This is a genomic window from Caulobacter sp. NIBR2454, from assembly GCF_027474405.1.
In the GTDB taxonomy this organism is placed as follows: domain Bacteria; phylum Pseudomonadota; class Alphaproteobacteria; order Caulobacterales; family Caulobacteraceae; genus Caulobacter.
Window position 1 is genome coordinate 1,082,435 of record NZ_CP114871.1, and the last position, 20,034, is coordinate 1,102,468.

Here is a 20,034-nt window from a genome sequence, read left to right on the forward strand (position 1 = left end):
CTTCGTCCGCCAAGCCCCTTGAGTCAACCCCGTCAGGCCGGGAAGTTCACCAGCGATGGGTCGTCGCGCAGCCAGCCGGTGATCGAGAGGCGCGGCGACTTGGCGTAGGGCGCTACGAAGGCGACCGAGTGCGGCTTGGGCACCTTGAACAGCGTCAGTACGTTGAACCCGGGCGCCAGGCCCCGCTCCACATCGCCTGCCGCATCATGGAACAGCAACTGGCCGCCCCAGTCTGGACGCCAGCGGCGGGTGAAGCCCAGGGTCATGGCCGCGCGCCGGATGTCCTTGGTATGGCTGTCGTCGTGCAGGGTCAGGAAGTCGCCGGGGCCATAGCGTGACGCCATCACCGAGCTGCTCTTGACGCTCGGGGCGCCGATCACCGCCCGCCCGAAATCCAGGAACTCGGCGCTGTTCAGAAACTCCGCCATGCGGGCGATCGGATGGCCCGGATCACGCGGATACTCGTCCAGCAGCGAATAGGTCATGTGCAGGAAGGCGAAATTCTCGCCCGCCCGCTGGGTCATCTGGCGCAGGTACTCGTTGATGCGCTGAGCGCCGTTCTCTTCGTACTGCTTGCGGTCGATGATGTGGGTCTTACCGTTCGGGTCGGTGACCATGATCGACCACTGGACCTTGGTCTCCAGGATCTGGGCCACCTCTTCGGCCACATCGACCGGCAACAGGTCGGGGATCTGGACCCAGCCTTCGCGCTCATAGACCGCAGCGTATTCGGCCGGCTCAAGTCCGGGGCGCAGGCGCGGTTTCAGGTCACTCATGGATGGTCTCTGGACGGCGGGGTGGGGCGCTCACTTCAGCCGTGGGCGCCCCCAAGTCAAGTTCACGCCTCGCCGCGCGCCGCCTTCAGGTCCTTGGCCAGACCGATGGCGCCCAGGGCGTAATGCACCGCCGCCCAGGCATAGAGCATGACGGTGAACACCTGCCCGTGCTGCGTCCCCTTGGCCACGGAGGCCTTGCAGGCCATGTCCAGCGCTGCGGCCGCACCCTCCGCCGCCCGGCCGCCGGGGCATAGGCTCTTGAAGTCGCCCAGGTTCAGGGCCGTGAACTGCTGGGTGCTGAACAGGTCGATCAGCCAACCGGCGAAGACGGGACCGCCCCCCAGGGCGATCAGGTTGAGCACGAAGAACAGCAGAGCCGTGGCCGTGGCCCGCATGCGCGGCTCGACCAAGTTGTGCATCACCCCGAAGGTCGGGGCCAGATAGGTGTAGTGGAAGACGCCCGGGATGATCAGGATCATGGCCGCGGTGGTCCAGGTCGCGGCTGAATAGCCGGCCACATAAAGTGGGGTCGAGATCGCCAGGCCGATAGCCGGGACCAGTGCGTACCACGCCGCGTTGCGCTTGCCCGCCCAGTCGGTGAGGAAGCCGCCCAGCAAGGTGCCGACGCCCGCCGACACGCCGCCGATGGCGCCGAAGATCAGGCCGGCCTCCGCGAAGCTCAGACCGAAATTGCGCAGGAAATAGGGGACCGCGAAGGCGCCTGCGCCATAGCTGGCGAAGGAGGCGGTGGTCACCCCGATGGTCATGTTGATGAACGACCACTTGGTGAACAGCCGCTTGGCCACCGCGCCGATCGATGGCGGCGGGCTGGTGTCCACCGCCATGTCCTGCGGCGTGGCGGATTCAACCACCGGCTCGGACCAGCCGCGCGGCGGCTCCTTGATCACCAGCTTGACGATGACGGCCAGCAGGATGCCGGGCAGGCCGACGATCACGAAGGCCAGCCGCCAGGACAGGTTCTCGGCGATCCAGCCGCCCGCCATGGCCCCGAACATGGTGCCCAGCGGAATGCCGAACGAGTAGATCGCCAGGGCCGAGGCGCGCTTCTGGGCCGGATAATAGTCGCTGATCAGTGAATGGGCGGGTGGCGAGCAGCCGGCCTCGCCGACCCCGACCCCGACCCGGAACAGCAGCAGCTGTAGAAAGCTGTTTGCCATGCCGCACAGGGCGGTGAAGCCGGACCAGATCACCAAGCAGACGCTGATGATCGTCACCCGGTTCTTGCGTTCGGCCAGGCGGGCGATGGGGATGCCCAGGGTCGTGTAGAGGATGGCGAAGGCGAAGCCCTGCAGCAGGCCCAGCTGGGTGTCGGTCAGGTCCAGATCGGTCTTGATGGCCTGGCCGATGGTCCCGATGATCGTCCTGTCGATGAAGTTGACCGTGTAGACCAGAAGGAGCAGCGCCAGGACCGTGCCGCGGTAGTTTCCGGAATACTGCGGCCGGTCCCGCGTCGTCGCCTCGATGGCCAAACTCGTAACTCCCTTAGGTTTCCCGATGTGTCAGCCGACCATCTCTTCCCGGATGGTCTTGCGCGCCTGCCAGAACAGCACGAAGGCGATCAGCCCGAACAGGGTCGAGATGATCAGGGCCCAGCGGACCCCTTCCGCTTCGCCAAGGCCGACAGGGCCGGCCAGCACGTCGCTGAGAACGCCCACGGCCACAGGACCCAGGCCCAGTCCGACCAGATTGATGATGAACAGCAGCACGGCCGAGGCGGTGGCCCGCATGTGCGGCTCCACGATGCTCTGGGCGGTGGCGTAGACGGGGCCATACCAAAGGGTGCCCAGAACCGCCGGAACGGCCAGGATGACGATGGCCGCCGCGGCGCTGTCGACCATCACGCCGAAGATATAGACCGGGATCGTGATCAGGCTGGCGAAAGCCGGCACGATCACATAGGCCCGCAGGTCCTTGGCCCCCAGCTTGTCGGCCAGAACGCCGCCCAGCCAGGCGCCGAACACCCCGGCCGTGCCGGCGATCAGCCCCAGGGCGAGGCCAAGGAAGCCGCCGGACTTGAGCCCGAAGTTAGCCGCCAGATCGGCGATCTCCTGCGTATGGTTGCGGAAGAAGAACGAGGCGGTGAACGGCGCGTGGCCGTACCCGACGAACGCCTTGATCGAGGCCGCGAAGGCCACCAGCCAGAAGGTTTTCTTGCCCATCAACACGGCCAGGGCGGCCTTGGTGCTGATCTGGGTGGCGGCGCGGGCGGCCATTTCGGCGACCAGCTTCTTGCGCGGCTCCACCAGGGTGAAAGCGGCCACCAGCGCCATGATGATGCCCGGCGCGCCGGCCACCAGGAAGGCGGCCCGCCAGCCGTAATGGTCGGCGACGATGCCGCCCATGGCCATGCCGAGCAGCGCGCCCAACGGTGTGCCGATGGAATAGAAGGCGATGGCCGAGGCCCGGTTCTCCTTGGGAACATAGTCGGTGATCAGCGAGTGGGCGGGTGGCGAGCAGCCGGCCTCACCGATCCCCACGCCCACGCGAGCCAGCACCAGCTGCCAGAAGTTCTGCGCCGCGCCGCACACCATGGTGAAGGCGCTCCAGGCCGCGACCGACCCCGCAATGATCAACGGCCGGTTGGCGCGTTCGGCATACCGCGCAATCGGAATACCCAGGATCGTGTAGAAGACGGCGAAGGCCAGGCCGGTCATCATGCCCAGCTGCCAGTCGGCCAGGCCAAGGTCCCGTTTGATGGGCTCGGCCAGGATGTTGATCACCTGCCTATCGAGGAAATTCAAGGTGTAGATGATCAGAAGAAGGGTGAGCGCGTAGCGCCTGTAGCCCTTTGATACGGCGCCAAGCGGCGAAGGCGTGGGCTGGGTCGATGTGGCCGCTGGGCCGCTGACGACGGAGTCCGCCATTCCATACTCCTCCCTTTAAAACACTTGTTCTAATCGTTGTTCGCACCCTAGACCCAAGGTAAGCGAAAGCGCCACCCCCTTTGCGGCAAGGAAGTCCCATGGAGCTCGTCGTCGGCACCAAGAAGTGGTCCAGCTGGTCGATGCGCCCGTGGCTCGTGTTGCGGCGCGCGGGGATCGACTTTCAGGACACTCTCGTGCCGCTGCGCGAGTTCGATGCTTCGGAGGCCGAGATCGGCAAACACTCGCCGTCGAACCGGGTGCCTGTGCTCAAGGATCGCGGCGTGACGATCTGGGATTCACTGGCGATCTGCGAATACCTCGCCGAGACGCTGCCTCAGGCGAAGCTGTGGCCCGAAGACCAGATAGCCCGCGCCCTGGGTCGCTCGGCGGCGGAGATGCATTCGGGTTTCGCCGCCCTGCGCGACGAGTGTCCGATGGCGTTGGATGTCGCGCCGATGGTCAAGGCCTTGTCGGCCGACGCCGCCAAGGATGTCCGCCGCATTGTCGCGTCCTTAGCCGATCTGCTGACCTGCTTCGGCGGTCCGTTCCTGCTGGGCGAATGGTCGATCACCGACGCGTTCTATACGCCTGTCGCCAGCCGCTTTCGGACCTATGGGATCGATCTGGCGGCCCATGGAGACAACGGCGCCGTAGCGGCCTATTGCCGACGACTTCTGGAGACACCGGAGTTTCTGGCCTGGGAGAGCGACGCCTTGGCGGAATGATCTGCGGATCGTGCGCTCATTTGCGATTCAGTGGGCAAGACGGTGTAACCAAATCGCGTCTCGGCACGTAACTAGGTAAAGCGGAGATTCCCATGCTGATCCGGAACGCACCCGACCTCACCGAGAACGACGTCACCCCGCACGAGGTCTACCTTCAGCGTCGCCAGTTCATGGCCGGCGGGATCGCCGCGGGTCTCGGCCTGGCCGGCGCGGCGACGGCGGCGCCCCTGGCCTTCAAGCCCAGCAAATGGTCGACGACCGAAAAGCGCACGCCGCTGGACGACGTCACCAGCTACAACAACTTCTACGAATTTGGCGTCGACAAGGACGACCCGGCCAAGAACGCCGGCCGCCTCAAGACCCAGCCCTGGACGATCCAGATCGAAGGCGAATGCGCCAAGCCTGGCCGCTACAACTTCGAGGACATCCTCAAGACCGCGCCCCTGGAAGAGCGCATCTATCGCCTGCGCTGCGTCGAGGGCTGGTCGATGGTCATCCCCTGGATCGGCTTTCCGCTCGCCGCACTGATCGGACGCGTGCAGCCGACTTCCAAGGCCAAGTTCGTCTCGTTCGAGACCCTGATGCGCCCCGACCAGATGATCGGCCAGCGCAGCCCCTATCTCGACTGGCCCTATCGCGAGGGCCTGCGCATCGACGAGGCGGTCAATCCGCTGACCATCATGGCGGTCGGCCTCTACGGCCAGACCCTGCCCAACCAGAATGGCGCGCCGATCCGCCTGGTCGTGCCCTGGAAATACGGGTTCAAGAGCATCAAGTCGGTGGTGAAGATCCGCCTGCAGGAAACCCAGCCCAAGACCACCTGGCAGATGTTGAACGCCCGCGAGTACGGCTTCTATTCCAACGTCAATCCGACCGTGGACCATCCCCGCTGGTCGCAGGCGAACGAGCGCCGCATCGGTGAATTCCGCCGCCGCGAGACGCTGATGTTCAATGGCTATGGCGATCAGGTGGCCGGCATGTACCGCGGCCTGGACCTGCGGAAGTTCTATTGATGGATCGAAAGACCCGCGACCGGATCGTCTATTGGGCGGTCTGGCTGGCTTGTCTCGCGCCGTTTCTATGGCTCGCGTCGCAGGCGTTCCTGGGCGAGCTGGGCGCCAATCCCATCGAGCGGCTGATCCGTCAGCTAGGCGTCTGGGGCCTGCGCCTGCTGATCGTGGGTCTGGCCATCACGCCCGTCGCCCGCATCTTCAAGCAGCCCCGGTTGATCCGGTTTCGCCGGACCATCGGCCTGTTCGCCTTCGCCTATGTCTCGACCCACCTGCTGACCTATGTCGGCGTCGATCAGTATTTCGACTTCGCCGCGATCTGGCGCGACATTCTCAAGCGGCCCTTCATCACCCTGGGGATGCTGGCCTTCGTGCTGCTGGTCCCGCTGGCGGCGACGTCGACCAACGGGATGATCCGTCGCCTGGGCCCGCAGACCTGGCGACGGCTGCACTGGCTGATCTACCTGATCGTGCCGCTGGGCGTCGTCCACTACTACCTGCTGGTCAAGGCCGACCACCGGCCGCCGCTGGTCTACGGGGCGATCGTCCTTGTCCTGCTGGGATGGCGCGTGGCTTACCGGCTCAAGAGCCTTCGTTCCTAGGCGTCGCCTTGGGCGTCTCCGGCTCGGCGGCGCCCTTGTCGGTCCAGCTTGGCGGCGCGCCAAGACGCTCGCCGATGAAGCCGGCGACGCCGGTCTTCTTGCCGAATACGGCGCACTGGGGATCGTCCCCATCGCGCTTGTCGTAGTCGCGCTTGGGCGCGGATTCGAAGGGGTCGGCCCGGCGCGTGACCATGCGGCCCATGTCGCGGCCGAAGGCTTCCGAAAGCTCATAGGCGTCGCCGATCTCGGAAAACCGGGCGTTGGTGGTGAAGGCGTCCGCGCCCCGCGCCCAGATCATCGAAGCGACCTGGCGGCCCGAGGCGTCCTTGACCTCCGCTTCCCCCGCCAATGACCCCATGCCGATCGGCAGGCGCGGCGTGAACGGAATGGGCGACAGCGCCGAGGCCACGCGCGACACGCCGGCCACGCCGCCCTCGGTCTTCTCCACGTGCGTGATCGTGGAACTGACGGTCAGGTCGGCCGGCGAGGTTTCTGGCACGATGTCGTAGCGTTCGGCGATGCGGTCACACAGGCTGCGGTTCAGGGCGCTGACCACTAGGTCCTTCTGCTCGGGCGTCAGGCCGACGGCCTCGACCTCGGCGGACAGCCTGGCGGGGATGATCTTGGCGGTGCTGGCCCGGCCCAGGGCTTCGCGGTCATAGCGGATACGGGCCTTTGTGCGCGGTCCTTCGGCTTCGGCCATGCCGTCGTAGGAAGCAAGATTTCCGCCAGGCTTCAGCGGCGCGGTGGCGCACGCGGCGACGCTCATCAACAGGGCGGTTCCCAGCGCCAGACGCGCGGTCTTCAAGGACGCTGACATTCACTTCTCCGTGGCTAGCGAGAGCTAAACCAAAGATACGGACAAGCGTTCCGTTCAGATGAGGCCCAGGCTCTTGAAGCTGGCCACGCCCTCGCGCCCCACCACCAGGTGATCGTGGATCGAGATGCGCAGCGATTTGCCCGCTTCGATGATCTGCCGCGTCATCTCGACATCGGCGCCGGACGGCGTGGGGTCGCCCGATGGGTGGTTGTGGACCAGGATCAGGGCGCTGGCCGACAACTCCAGCGCACGCCGCATCACCTCGCGCGGATAGACGGGGGCGTGATCCACGGTCCCCTGATTCATCCGCTCGTCGGCGATCAGCTGGTTCTTCTTGTCCAGGAACAGCACCCGGAATTGCTCGCGCGTCTCGTTGGCCAGCGCGACCCGCACATAGCCGAGCAGGGCGCTCCAGGACGACACGACCGGCCGCTTGCTGATGGACTCGCGGCCCAGCCGCAGCGCCGCCTCGTGTAGCAGCTTCAGGTCGATCGCCGCCGTCACGCCAATTCCCGGCACGGTCTTCAGTTCGTCCACCGATGCGCCCAGCACTCCGCCCAGCGATCCGAAACGCGCCAGCAGCGCCTTGGCGCGCGGCTTCACGTCGCCGCGCGGAAAGGTCCTGAACAGGTGAAGTTCCAGCAGTTCATAGTCGGGCAGGGGTGAAAAGCCGCCCAGCCGCACCCGCTCACGCAGGCGGTCGCGATGGCCCACATTGGGGTCCGCGAAGTCCCCGTACCGCACGCTCTCCGAGAACTCGTCCACGCGCCGCCCCATCTCGCAAAACAACGTTATGATAAACGTTCAGATTGCGTTGGGAAGCGGTTGCGGCCTAGGGGCGTTATTCGCCCTGGATCGCGGGCTGGAAGAGGCCGGCGGGCGAGGCGGTGAAAATCTCCACGCCCGTCTCCGTCACGCCGACCGAATGCTCGCACTGGGCCGACAGCGACTTGTCGCGGGTAACGGCGGTCCAACCGTCGGCCAGCACCTTCACGTGCGGCTTGCCCAGGTTCACCATCGGCTCGACGGTGAAGAACATGCCGGGCTTCAGCTCCGGACCCGTGCCCGGACGGCCCACGTGCAGGACGTTGGGCTCGTCGTGGAAAACCCGGCCCAGGCCGTGACCGCAGAAGTCCTGCACCATCGAGCAGCGCTGCGCCTCGGCATAGGCCTGGATGGCGTGGCCCACATCGCCCAGGGTCGCGCCCGGCTTGATCACGGCCAGGCCGCGCGCCAGGGCTTCATAGGTGACCTCGACCAGGCGGCGGGCGCGGGGCGGCACCTTGCCGACGCCGTACATCCGCGAGTGGTCGCCGTGCCAGCCGTCGACGATGACGGTCACGTCGATATTGGCGATGTCGCCTTCACGCAGAGCCCAGTCGCCCGGGATGCCGTGGCAGACCACGTGGTTGCGCGAGATGCAGACCGTATGGCTGTAGCCCTTGTAGAACAGACAGGCCGGCAGGGCGCCATGATCCAGGATGAACTCCCGGGCCAGGGTGTCCAGATGCTCGCTGGAGACGCCCGGCTGGACGTGCGGCACGAGCATGTCCAGGCACTCCGCCGCCAGGCGGCCGGCCTTGCGCATGCCCTCGAAATCCTCGGGCTTGTGGATCTTGATGGTCCCGTCGCGGACTTCCGTCTCGAGGATATCGTCGCCAGGGGCCATGCTTCTCAACTCCAGACCGCTCATCCCCGCTCCCGGGGATCGTCACGCCATGGGATGCGGCGGGACAGGCGGATTGCTTCTGCGCTTATGTCGCAATCGTAGCACAGAACTTCAACGCCTGCCGACGCCGCGGCGGTCAAACCGGCCGCATAGACGGGATCAAGCTCGTGGCAGGCGGCGAAATGGTCACAGTCCGTGCGCTGGATCACGAACAACTGCACGGCGCGTGCGCCCTTGGCCACCTCCGCCGCAAGATCCTTCAGATGCTTGGCCGACCGCGCCGCGACGCAATCGGGAAACTCAGCCAGGGTCCCGTCCCGCCGCAGGTGGCAGTTCTTGACCTCCAGCCAGCAGGGCGGCCGGTTGGGATGCTCCAGCAGGAAATCCACCCGGCTCGCCTCGCTGTATCGCACCTCCGGCCGGATCGAGCTGTAACCGGACAGCTCCGGGATCGCGTCCGCCGCCAGGGCCTCGGCCACCAGCTTGTTCGGCAGCATGGTGTTGATGCCCACAAGCCCGCCGTCGACCTCCACCAGCTGAAGCGTCCAGGGCAGCTTGCGCTTGGGATTGGGGTCATACGACACCCACGCGCCCAGCCCCGCGTCCTTCAGCCCCAGCATCGCGCCGGGGTTGGGGCAGTGGGCGGTGACCGCCGTGCCGTCGTCCAGCACCACGTCGGCGAAGAAGCGCTTGTAGCGCTGGACAAGGCGTCCGTGCGCCATCGGTTGCGGCAGAAGCATGCGGGGGCTAAATCCGGGGAAGAAGACGCGACATGTAGGGAAGGCGGGCGATGACCACCAGCGCTGAACGGGTGACCGCGGCGGTCCTGATCATCGGCGACGAGATCCTGTCGGGCCGCACCCAGGACGTGAACCTTAGCGCCATCGCCAAGTACCTCGCCACCTACGGCGTCGACCTGGCCGAAGCGCGCGTCGTCCCGGACATCGAGCAGGAGATCATCGACGCGGTGAACGCCCTGCGGACCCGCTACGACTATGTGATCACCACCGGCGGCATCGGCCCCACCCACGACGACATCACCGCCGACTCCGTCTCCAAGGCCTTCGGCCTGCCGGTGCGCGAGCATCCCGAGATCATCGCCATGCTGGAATCGCGCTGGGGCGAGGTGAACGCCGCCCGCCGCCGCATGTCGCATGTGCCCGAGGGCGGGACCCTGGTGAAGAATCCGGTGCAGGGCCCTCCCGGCTTCCAGATCGGCAACGTCTTCGTCCTGGCGGGCGTGCCGGCCATCATGCGCGGCATGCTCGAGGACGTGGGCCCGCGCCTGCGCACCGGGGCGGTGGTCATCGCCCGCACCGTGCGGGTGGAAGGCTCGGGCGAAGGCCTTATCGCCGCCCCGCTGGAGGCGGTGGCCAAGGCGCATCCGAACATGTCCCTGGGCAGCTATCCGTTCTTCAGCCCGCCGGACCTCTATGGCGCTAACCTCGTGGTCCGCGGGCGCGACGCGGCCGAGGTCGATGTCGCCGTCGAGGAGCTGATGGCCGCGCTCAAGGCCGCCGGCGCCGCCAAGGTCTGGGCCGTCGAGGCCTGATCACAAAAGCGGAACCACAGTTCCGATTCGCGGATTTCCTATTCAGCCCGTTGGGGAGGAAAAAGGAGTCGCCATGACCCGCCCATTTGAAGACAAGACCGAAGACCGCTCGTTCGCGCCCCGCAAGCCCCTGTTCGGCGGCGACCGCAGCCACGCCGAAAAGCTGTGCGAGAAGACCAACAAGGACAAGCCCCTGAGCGACACCCTGTTCGGCGACAACGACGCCGGCGGCCGCGCCGGCCAAGGCGGCATGGGCGGCCCGGCGTCCTGATCCTCTAGATCGGCAGGCTGGAGACGAGCCAAGGGCGCCTGAGCCTTGGCTCGTTTGCGTCCCGCACGGTGTGACGCTGTTCAAGATATTGAAATATTAAACTAAATTCACCATGCGGCTGCGCTGAACCGTCCGTTCGTCGCCCTCCGCACACCCTTGGGCGAATTAAGCTGGACCTTGCCCGCGTTTGCTCGATCCGGTCCGTCAGATTGTTTGGATGGATCTGACATGGCCAACTTCACCGGCACGAGCAACGCAGACACCTGGACCGGCGGTGACGCCAACGAGACCGCTCAGGGCGGAGCGGGGGCAGACACTCTGAACGGCGCGGGGGGCGATGACATGCTCGACGGCTGGACAGGTGACGACATCCTGACCGGCGGCGCTGGCGGCGACACCTTCTTCTTCGCTGAGCAGGCAGGCATGGGTGATGACGTCATCACCGACTTCAACCTGACCGAAGATCGCTTCTATGTGCTGCAAAAAGCCTTCACCGCAGCACGGGTCGTGGGGGCGGACACCATCCTCACACACGATGGCGGCACGGTTCGCCTCGTCGGGATCAACACGCTCACGCTCGATCAGTGGAACGCCCTGCGCAAGGCGCCGGAAGGCGGCACGCCCATCGTCGCCGAAGGCACGGCCGGTGCGGACCGCGTCATCGGCGGCGATGGCGACGACACCTTGTCGGGTCTGGATGGCGACGACTATCTCTATGGAAGCTTTGGTCGGGACATCCTGAATGGCGGCGCTGGCGCGGATCGTCTTTATGGCGGCCAGGGCGCCGACACCCTGACCGGCGGAACCGGCGCGGACATCTTCACCTTCAGCCAACCCCTTACCGTGGCGGCAGGATTTGACGGCCAGGATCTGATTACGGATTTCGACCCGACGGTCGATCGCTTCGAACTCAACATGCATCGCTTCACAGCGGCGGCGATCGACGGTGCGGACACCGTGTTGACTTGGCTCGGCGGGACGATCCGCGTGACCGGCGTCAACACCTTGTCGCTCAACGAGTGGAACAGGCTCGCGGGGCTCGACGCTCCCTTGGTGGTGACCGGCAAGGACCCCATTCCCGGTGAGCCACTCACGATCCAGCGCGTGTTCGGCGGCAACAGCGATGATGTCCTGACCGGCGGCGCGGGCCCGGACCACCTGCATGGCTGGCAGGGCGACGATGTCCTGACCGGCGGCGCAGGTGGCGATACCTTCCTGTTCGGCACGCCGCCCTATTGGGCGCGTAACACTATCGGCAACGACGTCATCACAGACTTCAATCCGCTGCAGGACAGGCTGGCCATGGACTCGGCTTTCACTGCGCTTGAAGTCCGGGGCGCCGACACCCTGCTGACTTGGTCGGACGGCACGATCCTGATGAAAGGGATCAATCACCTGACGCTCGCCCAATGGAATGTCTACGCTACCGGCGTGGGTAGTCTTCTCCTCGACGGCGATGCAGGCCCCGACGATATCGAGGGCGGCGCCGGCGACGACACCCTCTCCGGCGGCGGCGGGAATGATCGCATTTCGGGCCTGGCGGGGAATGACGTGCTCTCCGGCGGGACCGGCAAGGACTCCCTGTGGGGCGGCGAAGGCGATGACATCCTGAACGGCGGCGCTGGCGGTGACAGCCTTGGTGGAGGCGAAGGCGCCGACCGCCTCGACGGCGGCGCGGGCAATGACATGCTCAGCGGCGGTCTGGGCGACGACATCCTCACAGGTGGCGTCGGCGGCGACGACTTCTTCTTCGGCGCCAACGACGGCGGCGACGATGTGATTACGGACTTTGATTTCACCTGGGACCGACTGTCGGTTGGGCCTCAGGGGTTCACCCAGGCTGTGGTGATCGGGTCCGATACCGTGCTCACCTACGCGCGGGGAACAGTCAAACTTCTTGGAGTCACCCGGTCCCTGACCGAGCTGAACGAAATGTCGCAGTACGGAATCTACTACCCCTCCGACGACGTCATCGTGCGCACAGGCAATGACGAAAAGGACTGGATGATCGGCGGCATGGGCGATGACGTGCTTGATGGCGGGGGCGGTGACGACGAACTGAAGGGCGGTGGCGGCGACGACCTCCTGACCGGGGGCGAGGGGCGTGACCTGTTCATGTTCTTTGTCTCGCCCGGCCATCCGGCCGGGACCGGCTCGGACACGATCATCGACTTCGACGTCATCGAGGATCGCATCCAGTTGCAGGCCGGAACCAACTTCACCGAGATGGAAGTGATCGGCGACGACACCATTCTGCATCACGCCCAAGGGCAGGTCAGGATCGTCGGCGTCAACAACCTGCTGCTGGAGAGCTGGCAGGAGCTTAGCCTGCGGGGGTTCCCCGGACCGGCTCCCGACGCGGCCGGCTAGGCATCAGCGTCCTAGATCGGACGCTGGTAGGGACGGTGGGACTCGAACCCACACAGCCAGAGGCCAACGGATTTTAAGTCCGGTGCGTCTACCATTCCGCCACGTCCCCGCCGCCTTGCGCTTACGGCAGGCCGGGCGAGGGCGCAAAGAAAAAGCCGCCGCGGCGATCCGCGGCGGCTTTTCTGTTTTCCCGTCCGCTTGGGACTAGAAGGTCGCCTTGATCGAGGCCACGAAGGATTCTTCGTAGTACTCGCCGAACTCGTGCTTGCTGGTGTCGTGGTAGCGCAGGTCGATGCTCAGGTTGTCGGTCAGGGCGTAGGCCGCGCCGAGGTTCCAGGTGGTGTAATCGCCGTTGCCTTCCAGGTCCTGACGGCCCAGGGCGCCGGTCAGCGACAGCTTGTCCATCACCGGGAACGCGCCGTTGACTTCGTAATAGGCGGCTTCACCCACCGAACCGAAGAAGTCCGGCGAAACGTACAGCGCCGTGCCGATCGAGCCCGGACCCACCGGCACCGAGCCGGCGGCCTTGAATTCCCAATAGGCGTAGTCGGCGCCGTTCGGCTCATTGACGTAGCCGTAATAGATGGCGGCGAAGTCGGCGGAGATCGGGCCGAAGGTCGGCTTCACGCCGAAATAGACGTCCACTTCAGCGTCGGTCTCGTCGAAGAAATCGACGTTCGAGCCCCAGATACCGGCGTAGAAGACGCCGGCGCTCATGTCCACGCCGCCTTGCAGCGCGGGCTCTTGGTCGGTCTGGGTCACGCCGCGGAAGACGTAGTCCGAGGTCAGGCCCAGGTTGAATGAGAAGGTCGGGCCGCTGTCTTGAGCGGCGGCGGCGCCAGCCATCAGGAATGATGCTGTGGCGGCGCACAGTGCGAGCTTGAGAGTCTTCATTTTAGTATATCCCCTTTTTCATTGTCGGCTCCGGGGTTCCGAGAGAGAGAATCGCCCCGATCGCCGTTGTCATGAGTGGCCCTGCCGCAGCTTCGGTGACACCTTCGTCGAGAAGCAACGTTCGGCCGAACGCACGCATGCGCGTGACAATGCCTGTCACATAGTTAAGCGAAGCTTAGGTGTGGCGCCTAGAAATTAGGCGCCTTGTGCGGTGCGGCAGGGAGGCCGCAATGGCCGCTTGGAGCTATCGCATTGAAAGCGAAGCAAAACCCAGGTGCGTCCCGGCGTCCACGAGCAGGGTTTCACCTGTCACATGTCGCGATGCGGGAGAGGCCAGAAAAACGGCGGCGCCCGCGATATCCTCGGCGGTCGAGGCGGCCTTGAGAGGCGTGGAGGCGATCACGCCCTGGCGCATGCGGTCGATCCGTTCCTGCTCCATGGCCTTGCCGAACCAGGGGGTGTCGATGAATCCGGGGCAGATGGCGTTGACCCGGATCTTGGGCGCCAGGGCGCGGGCCAGCGACAGGGTCATGGTCGTCATGGCGCCCTTGGACGCCGCGTAGGGCAGGGACGAGCCGATGCCGGTGACGCCTGCGATTGAGGCGGTGTTGACCACCGCTCCGGCCTGCGGGGCGGACTCCAGCAGCGAGCGGGCGGCGCGGACCATCTGGTAAGCCCCCACCACATTGACCTTGTATAGGCGCAGGAAATCGTCGGCCGACACCGCGTCCAGGTCGGCGTGATCGGGCGCGAAGACGGTGGTGCCGGCGTTGTTGAACAGGGCGTCGATCCGCCCGGTAGAGGCGGCGGCGTCCGCGATGCGCCGGCAATCGGCGTCCTCGGCCACGTCGCCCTGCACCAGCAGCGCCCGCGCGCCCTGCGCCTCGACCAGGCTCACCGTCTCGGCGGCTTCAGCTTCGCTGCGGGCGTAGTTGACCACCACGGTCCCCGCGCCGCGCGATGCGACCTCCACCGCGATGGCCCGTCCCAGGCCTGTCGAAGCGCCGGTGATCACCACCGTCCAGCCGTCGAAATCACGTCCCGCCATGTCGTCCTCCGTCTGTTTTCGAAACGGTAGCGACGACCGGGCCTCTTGTCTTGCCCGGACGCGGTGTTAAGTCCCGCCGCATGGACGAGACGCACCTGACCCAGCTTGGCCGCGACGTGGCCTATCCCAAGGACCCCTCGGAGGCGGTTCTGGAGCGCGTGCCCAATCCGCAGAGCGACGTGCTGTACCTGGCCCGCTTCGTGGCGCCGGAGTTCACTTCGCTTTGCCCCGTCACTGGCCAGCCCGACTTCGCGCACCTGGTCATCGACTACGCGCCGGGCGAATGGCTGATCGAGTCCAAGTCGCTGAAGCTCTATCTGGGCTCCTTCCGCAACCACGGCGCCTTCCACGAGGACTGCACCGTCGCCATCGGCCGCAAGATCGACGAGATCGCGTCCCCGCGCTGGCTGCGCATCGGCGGCTACTGGTATCCGCGCGGCGGCATTCCGATCGATGTCTTCTGGCAGACCGGCGAAGCGCCCAAGGGCCTGTGGGTCCCCGAACAGGGCGTCCCGGCCTATCGCGGGCGCTAGGCGCTCCACTCCGTCGTGATCGCCTTCACGTCCGGCCGCACCCGCTCCAGCGGGGCGTCCGCCGACGTGCCCAGATAAAGGAAGCCGGCGACCTTCTCGCTTGGGGACAAGCCCAACAGGTCCAGGGCTTCGCGGTCGAACGCGTACCAGTCGGTGATCCAGTTGGCGCCGAAGCCCATGGCTGAAGCCGCCAGCAGAAGCTGGGTGCAGACCGCTCCGGCCGACATCACCTGCTCCCACTCCGGAATCTTGCCGATCTGCGGGCTGGAGACGACCACGATCGCCAGGGGCGGCGCCTTCAGCTTGCCTAGGGAGGCGAGCTTCTTGGGCGTGTCGTCCCGCGTCTGGGCCATGGCTTCCAGCCGGGCGGCGTAGGCCGTCTTGGCCTCGCCGCGCAGCAGGATGAAACGCCAGGGGGCCAGCTTGCCGTGATCGGGAACCCGCGCGGCCAGGGTCAGCAGGTCGTGCAGTTGCGCCTCATCCGGGCCCGGTTCGGCCAGAGCCATCGCGGAGGCTGAGCGACGCATCGCCAGGAAGTCGAGCACCGCCGGAGAGGCCTGGATCGGCAGCGGCTGACCAAATTCCGGGGCGGGGGGGACGGAATGACGCAAGACGACCTCGGGCAAAACGGTTAAGCGCGAAGCATGACCTATGGCCGCGCCGTCGCGCACACAAGGCGCAGTTGAGAATATGTCGCAAAAACCAAGCTGGATGCGCAGTCACGGCGCGCCATGGAAGAGTACGGGCTCGCGGGCCGTCTATGACAATCCCTGGCTGACGGTCAGCGAACACGACGCCGTGTCGCCCACCGGCCGCGCCGCGCGCTATGGCGTGGTCGGGTTCAAGAACATCGCCACGGGCGTGGTGCCGCTGCATGAGGACGGCACCGTCACCCTGGTGGGTCAGAACCGCTTCGCTCACCGCGACTATAGCTGGGAGGTGCCCGAAGGCGGCGCGCCCAAGGGTGAGGATCCGCTCAAGGGCGCCAAGCGCGAACTGCGCGAGGAGACAGGCCTGATCGCCGCCGACTGGAGCCTGATCCTTCAGGCCCAACTGTCCAATTCGGTCACCGACGAGGTCGCCTATGGCTATCTGGCCACTGGCCTGAAGGCGGGCAAGGCCGCGCCGGACGAGACCGAGGACCTGGCCATCGCACGCGTGCCGTTCCGGGAGGCGCTCGACGCCGCCGTGGCCGGTCACATGCCCGACATGCTCACCCTGGCGCTGTTGCTTCGGGTCCACCATATGGCCGTGCAGGGAGAGCTGCCGCACGGCCTGGCGCGACTTGTGCTAGGCTAGCGGCGAGAGGGAGAGCCTGCGCATGGCCAAGCATCTGGAAGTCGTCGAGCCCGCCGCCGCGCCGCCCGTATGGGCCGCCCTGCGCGCCGAAGCCCAGCGCGCCGCCCAGGCCGAGCCGGCCCTGGCCTCGCTGCTCAACGCCGTGGTGCTGTCGCACAACGGTCTGGCGGGCGCCCTGTCCTACCAGATCGCCCGCAAGGTCGGCGACCAGGAGCTGCGCGCCATGAGCGCCCGCGAGCTGGCCCAGGCCGCCTATGAAGCCGACCCCTCCCTGATCGCCGCCGCCGAAGCCGACCTTAAGGCGGTGTTCGAGCGCGACCCCGCCTGCAAGGGCTACGTCCAACCGTTCCTGTTCTTCAAGGGCTATCTGGCCCTCCAGACTCACCGGGTCGCCCACTGGCTGTGGGGGCAGGGTCGCGAGACCATGGCCTTCTACCTGCAGAGCCGCACCAGCGAGCTGTTCCAGATCGACATCAACCCCGCCGCCCGCATCGGCTCGGGGGTGTTCATGGACCACGGCACCGGGGTGGTGATCGGCGAGACCGCGGTGGTGGGCGACGACGTGTCGCTGCTACACGGGGTGACCCTGGGCGGCACTGGCGCCGAGCGCGGCGACCGTCACCCCAAGATTGGCAAGGGCGTGCTGCTGGGCGCGGGCGCCAAGGTGCTCGGCAACATCACGGTGGGCGACTACGCCAAGATCGCTTCCGGTTCGGTGGTGCTCAAGCCCGTGCCGGCCCACTGCACGGCAGCCGGCGTTCCCGCCCGCCTGGTCAACTGCCCCACCTGCGAAGAGCCGGCGCGGACCATGGACCACACCCTGGCCGACGCGGTCTACGACTACTCGATCTAGCCGCAACTCGCTGGAGCGGCCCGCGCGTGTGTCCGCTCCAGAGACCCTCCCGTGCTCAATCCATAGATCACCGCCGCCCAGATCAGGGTGACGGCCAGGATGTCATTGAGGGTCAGGCGGCGGAGCTTCTTTGCTGTCTGGTTCATCGGCCAGTCTGATGCCGCCGTTGCGGCCCGCTCACAAACGACTTATCAGCAGCCATCTGTGAGGTTTTCGCACAATGGCCCGCCGACCCCTGCCGCCGCTCAACGCCCTGCGCGCCTTCGAGGCGTTCGGCCGGCATGGACGGATGACCACGGCGGCGGACGAACTGTTCGTCACCCACGGCGCGGTCAGCCGGCAGGTGAGGGGGCTCGAGGAGCAGCTCAGCGTACGCCTCACCGAGGGGCCAAAGAGCCGCCTGCGCCTGACGGAAGCCGGGCTCAAGCTGGCCCAGGCCCTGACCCAGGCCTTCGATCTTGTCGACGAGGCTTTGCCCCAGCAGCCGACCGACGCCGACGGCCTGCGGGTCACGGTCCAGCCGACCTTCGCCATGAAATGGCTGATCCCCCGCCTGCCCGACTTCGTGGACGCCCACCCGGACGTTCCCGTCCGCATCCAGGAGACCAACGGCCCGGTGGATTTCGGCTCCACCGATCTGGCCATTCGCCTGGGCGCTCCGGGAACAGGCGCGCCGCCTGGGGCGCAGGTCACGCCCTTCATGCAGCACTATCAAGGGCCGGTCATGGCGCCGGGCCTGCTGACGGGGCCGGTGACGGTCGAGCGGATCGCCGCCCTGCCGCGCCTGCATACCCGAACCTTCCTCCCGGCCTGGGCCGAGTGGGAAGGACGCGCTGGCGTCACGCTCGCGCCCCCGCCCGTGGATCGCGAGTTCGATCACTACTTCTACATGCTCGAAGCCGCCGCCGCCGGCCTGGGCGTAGCCATGGGCCCCTGGGCCTTCGTGCAGCGTGATCTGGCCGTCGGCCGCCTGGTGGCGCCGCTGGGTTTCGTGGATGGCGAGGCGAGCATCACCGCCCTCACGCCGCGCGGCGGCCTGACCCGTCCGGTGCGTCTGTTCCGCGACTGGCTGGTCGCCCAGGGCGCCGCCACGCCGCCTCCACCCACAGGAGAAGACGTTTAGCGGGTTGCGACTTGGGCTCAGCCCGTTAGGTTCGCGCCAAAGCGCCACGGCGCCAGAGCAACCAAGGAGCCACCCCCGTGGACGACAAGGACATCGCCAAGATCGAAGCGCACATGAAGCGCACCTTCGGCAACCCGCACATCGCCCTCAAGGCCCGTCCCAAGCAGAAGGACAGCGCCGAGGTCGAACTGAAGGGCGAGTTCATCGGCGTCATCTACGAGGACGAGGACGAAGACGGCTCCTTCACCTTCCAGATGGCGATCCTGGCCGAAGACCTCGACTAGGCCGCTTTCAAGATCGGCCGCCGGATCATCAATGATGCGGCGGCCGCGATCATGGCGGCCGCGCCGGCCATGACGAAGGCCTCCAGATAGCGGCCCTGGGCCGCGCGCAGCACGCCCGCGCCGATAGCCGCCGTGGCCGCGCCGATCTGATGGCCCGCCGCGATCCAGCCAAAGACGATGGGGCCGTCGCGATCCCCGAACGCTTCGCTGGCCAGTTTCACGGTCGGCGGCACCGTGGCGAGCCAGTCCAGGCCGTAGAACACCGCGAACACGCCCAGAGACACGATCGAAAAGTCCGAATAGGGCAGATAGATCAGGCTTAAGCCGCGCAGGACGTAATAGGCGAACAGCAGCTTGCGCGGGTCATAGCGGTCGGTGGCCCAGCCCGAGAGCGTGGTGCCCACCAGGTCGAACAGTCCCATCAGCGCCATCAGCCCCGCCGCCTGCACCGGCGCCATGCCCCGGTCGGCGCAAAGGGCGATCATATGCGTGCCCACCAGACCGTTGGTGGTCAGGCCGCAGACGAAGAATCCGATGAACAGTAGCCAGAAGGTGCGGGTCCTGGCCGCCCGGAACAGCGCGTCAAAGGCGTAGGTCAGGGCCTGGCCGGCCGGAACGGGGGCCGGCTCCACATAGTCTTCGCCAGCGCCATAGGGTTTCAGCCCCACGCTCGACGGCTTGTCGGGCACCAGCCAGGCGGCCAGCGGGACCAGCAGGGCCATCACCGCCGCGATGCCCAGGACCACGGGCCGCCAGCCGCTTTGCTGCGTGACCCACGCCATCAGCGGCAGGAAGATGAGCGTGCCGGTGGCCGTGCTGGCCGTCAGCAGGCCCATCATCAGCCCGCGCCGGGCGACGAACCAGCGATTCACGATGGTGGCGCCCAGCACCATGGCCACCGCGCCGCTGCCCACCCCGCTGATCACGCCCCAGGTGGCCACATAGTGCCAGGGCTGGGTCATGAATGACGACGCGCCGGTCGATATCGCCATTAGCGCCAGCGAGATCACCACGACCCGCTTGATGCCGAAACTCGACATAAGGGCCGCCGCGAACGGGCCGGTCATGCCGTACAGGAAGATGCCGATCCCGGCAGCGAGTGAGATCGTCCCCCGATCCCAGCTGAAGGCGTCCTCCAACGGCTTCATCAGCACCCCGGGCGCGGAGCGCAGGGCGGCGGCCGCCAGCAGGGAGACGAAGATCACGCCAACGACGACGTAGGCGTAGTTCTGGCCAAGGGCGCGGGGGAGGCGTAGGGTCATGTAACCGATCGGTACGTTGCTCGAAGTCATAAGCGTACCGATCGGTTACATTGTCAAG

Annotated in this window: 23 protein-coding genes and 1 tRNA gene; 11 read left to right on the top strand and 13 right to left on the bottom strand. The window is 66.5% G+C overall.

What is annotated here, in order from left to right:
* Nucleotides 1–32: 32 nt before the first annotated feature.
* From O5K31_RS05285 to O5K31_RS05295, 3 genes are all read right to left on the bottom strand, one after another.
* Nucleotides 33–776 carry a 2OG-Fe(II) oxygenase gene (locus O5K31_RS05285; RefSeq protein WP_269716278.1) on the bottom strand — a complete coding sequence of 248 codons (744 nt, stop codon included), beginning with the start codon at nt 774–776 and terminating at the stop codon, nt 33–35.
* A gap of 62 nt (nt 777–838) precedes the next feature.
* On the bottom strand, nt 839–2,266 hold the full coding sequence (locus O5K31_RS05290; protein WP_269716279.1) for a spinster family MFS transporter: 1,428 nt from the start codon (nt 2,264–2,266) through the stop codon (nt 839–841).
* A gap of 30 nt (nt 2,267–2,296) precedes the next feature.
* On the bottom strand, nt 2,297–3,661 hold the full coding sequence (locus O5K31_RS05295) for a spinster family MFS transporter (protein WP_269716280.1): 1,365 nt from the start codon (nt 3,659–3,661) through the stop codon (nt 2,297–2,299).
* 98 nt (nt 3,662–3,759) lie between these two features.
* Between O5K31_RS05295 and O5K31_RS05300 the strand changes: the two genes are divergently transcribed.
* The 3 genes from O5K31_RS05300 to msrQ all read left to right on the top strand — a co-directional run bounded on the left by O5K31_RS05300 (nt 3,760) and on the right by msrQ (nt 5,998).
* Nucleotides 3,760–4,386 (top strand): glutathione S-transferase family protein, encoded by a 627-nt coding sequence (locus tag O5K31_RS05300; RefSeq protein WP_269716281.1) that lies wholly within the window; start codon nt 3,760–3,762, stop codon nt 4,384–4,386.
* Between the two features lie 92 nt (nt 4,387–4,478).
* Complete coding sequence (gene msrP / locus O5K31_RS05305) at nt 4,479–5,399, top strand: protein-methionine-sulfoxide reductase catalytic subunit MsrP (RefSeq protein ID WP_269716282.1); 921 nt, start codon at nt 4,479–4,481, stop codon at nt 5,397–5,399.
* Entirely contained in the window at nt 5,399–5,998 is a 600-nt protein-coding gene (gene msrQ / locus O5K31_RS05310; RefSeq protein WP_269716283.1) for a protein-methionine-sulfoxide reductase heme-binding subunit MsrQ, read from the top strand. The genes msrP and msrQ overlap by 1 nt, the downstream gene beginning before the upstream one ends.
* Here msrQ and O5K31_RS05315 read toward each other — a convergent pair.
* From O5K31_RS05315 to sfsA, 4 genes are all read right to left on the bottom strand, one after another.
* Nucleotides 5,979–6,818, bottom strand: coding sequence for a DUF3313 domain-containing protein (locus tag O5K31_RS05315; protein ID WP_269716284.1), 840 nt, complete (start codon nt 6,816–6,818; stop codon nt 5,979–5,981). The two genes, msrQ and O5K31_RS05315, sit on opposite strands and share 20 nt — an antisense overlap.
* Nucleotides 6,819–6,872: 54 nt before the next feature.
* Entirely contained in the window at nt 6,873–7,595 is a 723-nt protein-coding gene (gene radC, locus O5K31_RS05320) for a RadC family protein (protein ID WP_442867757.1), read from the bottom strand.
* 64 nt (nt 7,596–7,659) lie between these two features.
* Nucleotides 7,660–8,487 (bottom strand): type I methionyl aminopeptidase, encoded by an 828-nt coding sequence (gene map, locus O5K31_RS05325; protein ID WP_269716286.1) that lies wholly within the window; start codon nt 8,485–8,487, stop codon nt 7,660–7,662.
* Between the two features lie 20 nt (nt 8,488–8,507).
* The gene (sfsA, locus tag O5K31_RS05330) at nt 8,508–9,227 is read right to left on the bottom strand and encodes a DNA/RNA nuclease SfsA (protein WP_269716287.1); all 720 of its coding nucleotides are present in this window, start codon (nt 9,225–9,227) and stop codon (nt 8,508–8,510) included.
* A gap of 50 nt (nt 9,228–9,277) precedes the next feature.
* Here sfsA and O5K31_RS05335 point away from each other — a divergent pair, with 50 nt between their 5' ends.
* The 3 genes from O5K31_RS05335 to O5K31_RS05345 all read left to right on the top strand — a co-directional run bounded on the left by O5K31_RS05335 (nt 9,278) and on the right by O5K31_RS05345 (nt 12,680).
* Nucleotides 9,278–10,039, top strand: coding sequence for a competence/damage-inducible protein A (locus tag O5K31_RS05335; protein ID WP_269716288.1), 762 nt, complete (start codon nt 9,278–9,280; stop codon nt 10,037–10,039).
* Between the two features lie 73 nt (nt 10,040–10,112).
* The gene (locus tag O5K31_RS05340; RefSeq protein ID WP_269716289.1) at nt 10,113–10,310 is read left to right on the top strand and encodes a hypothetical protein; all 198 of its coding nucleotides are present in this window, start codon (nt 10,113–10,115) and stop codon (nt 10,308–10,310) included.
* A 228-nt stretch (nt 10,311–10,538) separates the two neighbouring features.
* The gene (locus O5K31_RS05345; protein WP_269716290.1) at nt 10,539–12,680 is read left to right on the top strand and encodes a calcium-binding protein; all 2,142 of its coding nucleotides are present in this window, start codon (nt 10,539–10,541) and stop codon (nt 12,678–12,680) included.
* Between the two features lie 24 nt (nt 12,681–12,704).
* On the opposite strand, the gene O5K31_RS05350 is transcribed toward O5K31_RS05345, so the two are convergent.
* The 3 genes from O5K31_RS05350 to O5K31_RS05360 form a co-directional block, all read right to left on the bottom strand.
* A tRNA-Leu gene (locus O5K31_RS05350) sits at nt 12,705–12,789 on the bottom strand.
* Between the two features lie 95 nt (nt 12,790–12,884).
* Nucleotides 12,885–13,574 (bottom strand): TorF family putative porin, encoded by a 690-nt coding sequence (locus O5K31_RS05355; RefSeq protein WP_269716291.1) that lies wholly within the window; start codon nt 13,572–13,574, stop codon nt 12,885–12,887.
* A gap of 244 nt (nt 13,575–13,818) precedes the next feature.
* The gene (locus O5K31_RS05360) at nt 13,819–14,622 is read right to left on the bottom strand and encodes an SDR family NAD(P)-dependent oxidoreductase (protein ID WP_269716292.1); all 804 of its coding nucleotides are present in this window, start codon (nt 14,620–14,622) and stop codon (nt 13,819–13,821) included.
* A gap of 80 nt (nt 14,623–14,702) precedes the next feature.
* On the opposite strand from O5K31_RS05360, the gene queF reads away from it, so the two are divergent.
* Nucleotides 14,703–15,155, top strand: coding sequence for a preQ(1) synthase (queF, locus tag O5K31_RS05365; RefSeq protein WP_269716293.1), 453 nt, complete (start codon nt 14,703–14,705; stop codon nt 15,153–15,155).
* Here the strand turns inward: queF and O5K31_RS05370 are convergent.
* Nucleotides 15,152–15,766 (bottom strand): nitroreductase family protein, encoded by a 615-nt coding sequence (locus O5K31_RS05370; protein ID WP_269716294.1) that lies wholly within the window; start codon nt 15,764–15,766, stop codon nt 15,152–15,154. The genes queF and O5K31_RS05370 overlap by 4 nt on opposite strands.
* A 79-nt stretch (nt 15,767–15,845) precedes the next feature.
* On the opposite strand from O5K31_RS05370, the gene O5K31_RS05375 reads away from it, so the two are divergent.
* On the top strand, nt 15,846–16,454 hold the full coding sequence (locus O5K31_RS05375; RefSeq protein WP_269716295.1) for an NUDIX domain-containing protein: 609 nt from the start codon (nt 15,846–15,848) through the stop codon (nt 16,452–16,454).
* Nucleotides 16,455–16,476: 22 nt separating this feature from the next.
* Nucleotides 16,477–17,307 carry a serine O-acetyltransferase gene (cysE, locus tag O5K31_RS05380; protein ID WP_269716296.1) on the top strand — a complete coding sequence of 277 codons (831 nt, stop codon included), beginning with the start codon at nt 16,477–16,479 and terminating at the stop codon, nt 17,305–17,307.
* Here the strand turns inward: cysE and O5K31_RS05385 are convergent.
* Nucleotides 17,304–17,453, bottom strand: a complete 150-nt coding sequence (locus tag O5K31_RS05385; protein WP_269716297.1) for a hypothetical protein — start codon at nt 17,451–17,453, stop codon at nt 17,304–17,306. The genes cysE and O5K31_RS05385 overlap by 4 nt on opposite strands.
* A 74-nt stretch (nt 17,454–17,527) precedes the next feature.
* Between O5K31_RS05385 and O5K31_RS05390 the strand changes: the two genes are divergently transcribed.
* Both O5K31_RS05390 and O5K31_RS05395 read left to right on the top strand, forming a co-directional pair.
* Nucleotides 17,528–18,430, top strand: a complete 903-nt coding sequence (locus O5K31_RS05390) for a LysR substrate-binding domain-containing protein (RefSeq protein WP_269716298.1) — start codon at nt 17,528–17,530, stop codon at nt 18,428–18,430.
* Between the two features lie 77 nt (nt 18,431–18,507).
* On the top strand, nt 18,508–18,714 hold the full coding sequence (locus tag O5K31_RS05395) for a DUF3126 family protein (RefSeq protein ID WP_269716299.1): 207 nt from the start codon (nt 18,508–18,510) through the stop codon (nt 18,712–18,714).
* On the opposite strand, the gene O5K31_RS05400 is transcribed toward O5K31_RS05395, so the two are convergent.
* The gene (locus O5K31_RS05400) at nt 18,711–19,976 is read right to left on the bottom strand and encodes an MFS transporter (RefSeq protein ID WP_269716300.1); all 1,266 of its coding nucleotides are present in this window, start codon (nt 19,974–19,976) and stop codon (nt 18,711–18,713) included. The two genes, O5K31_RS05395 and O5K31_RS05400, sit on opposite strands and share 4 nt — an antisense overlap.
* Between the last annotated feature and the right edge of the window lie 58 nt (nt 19,977–20,034).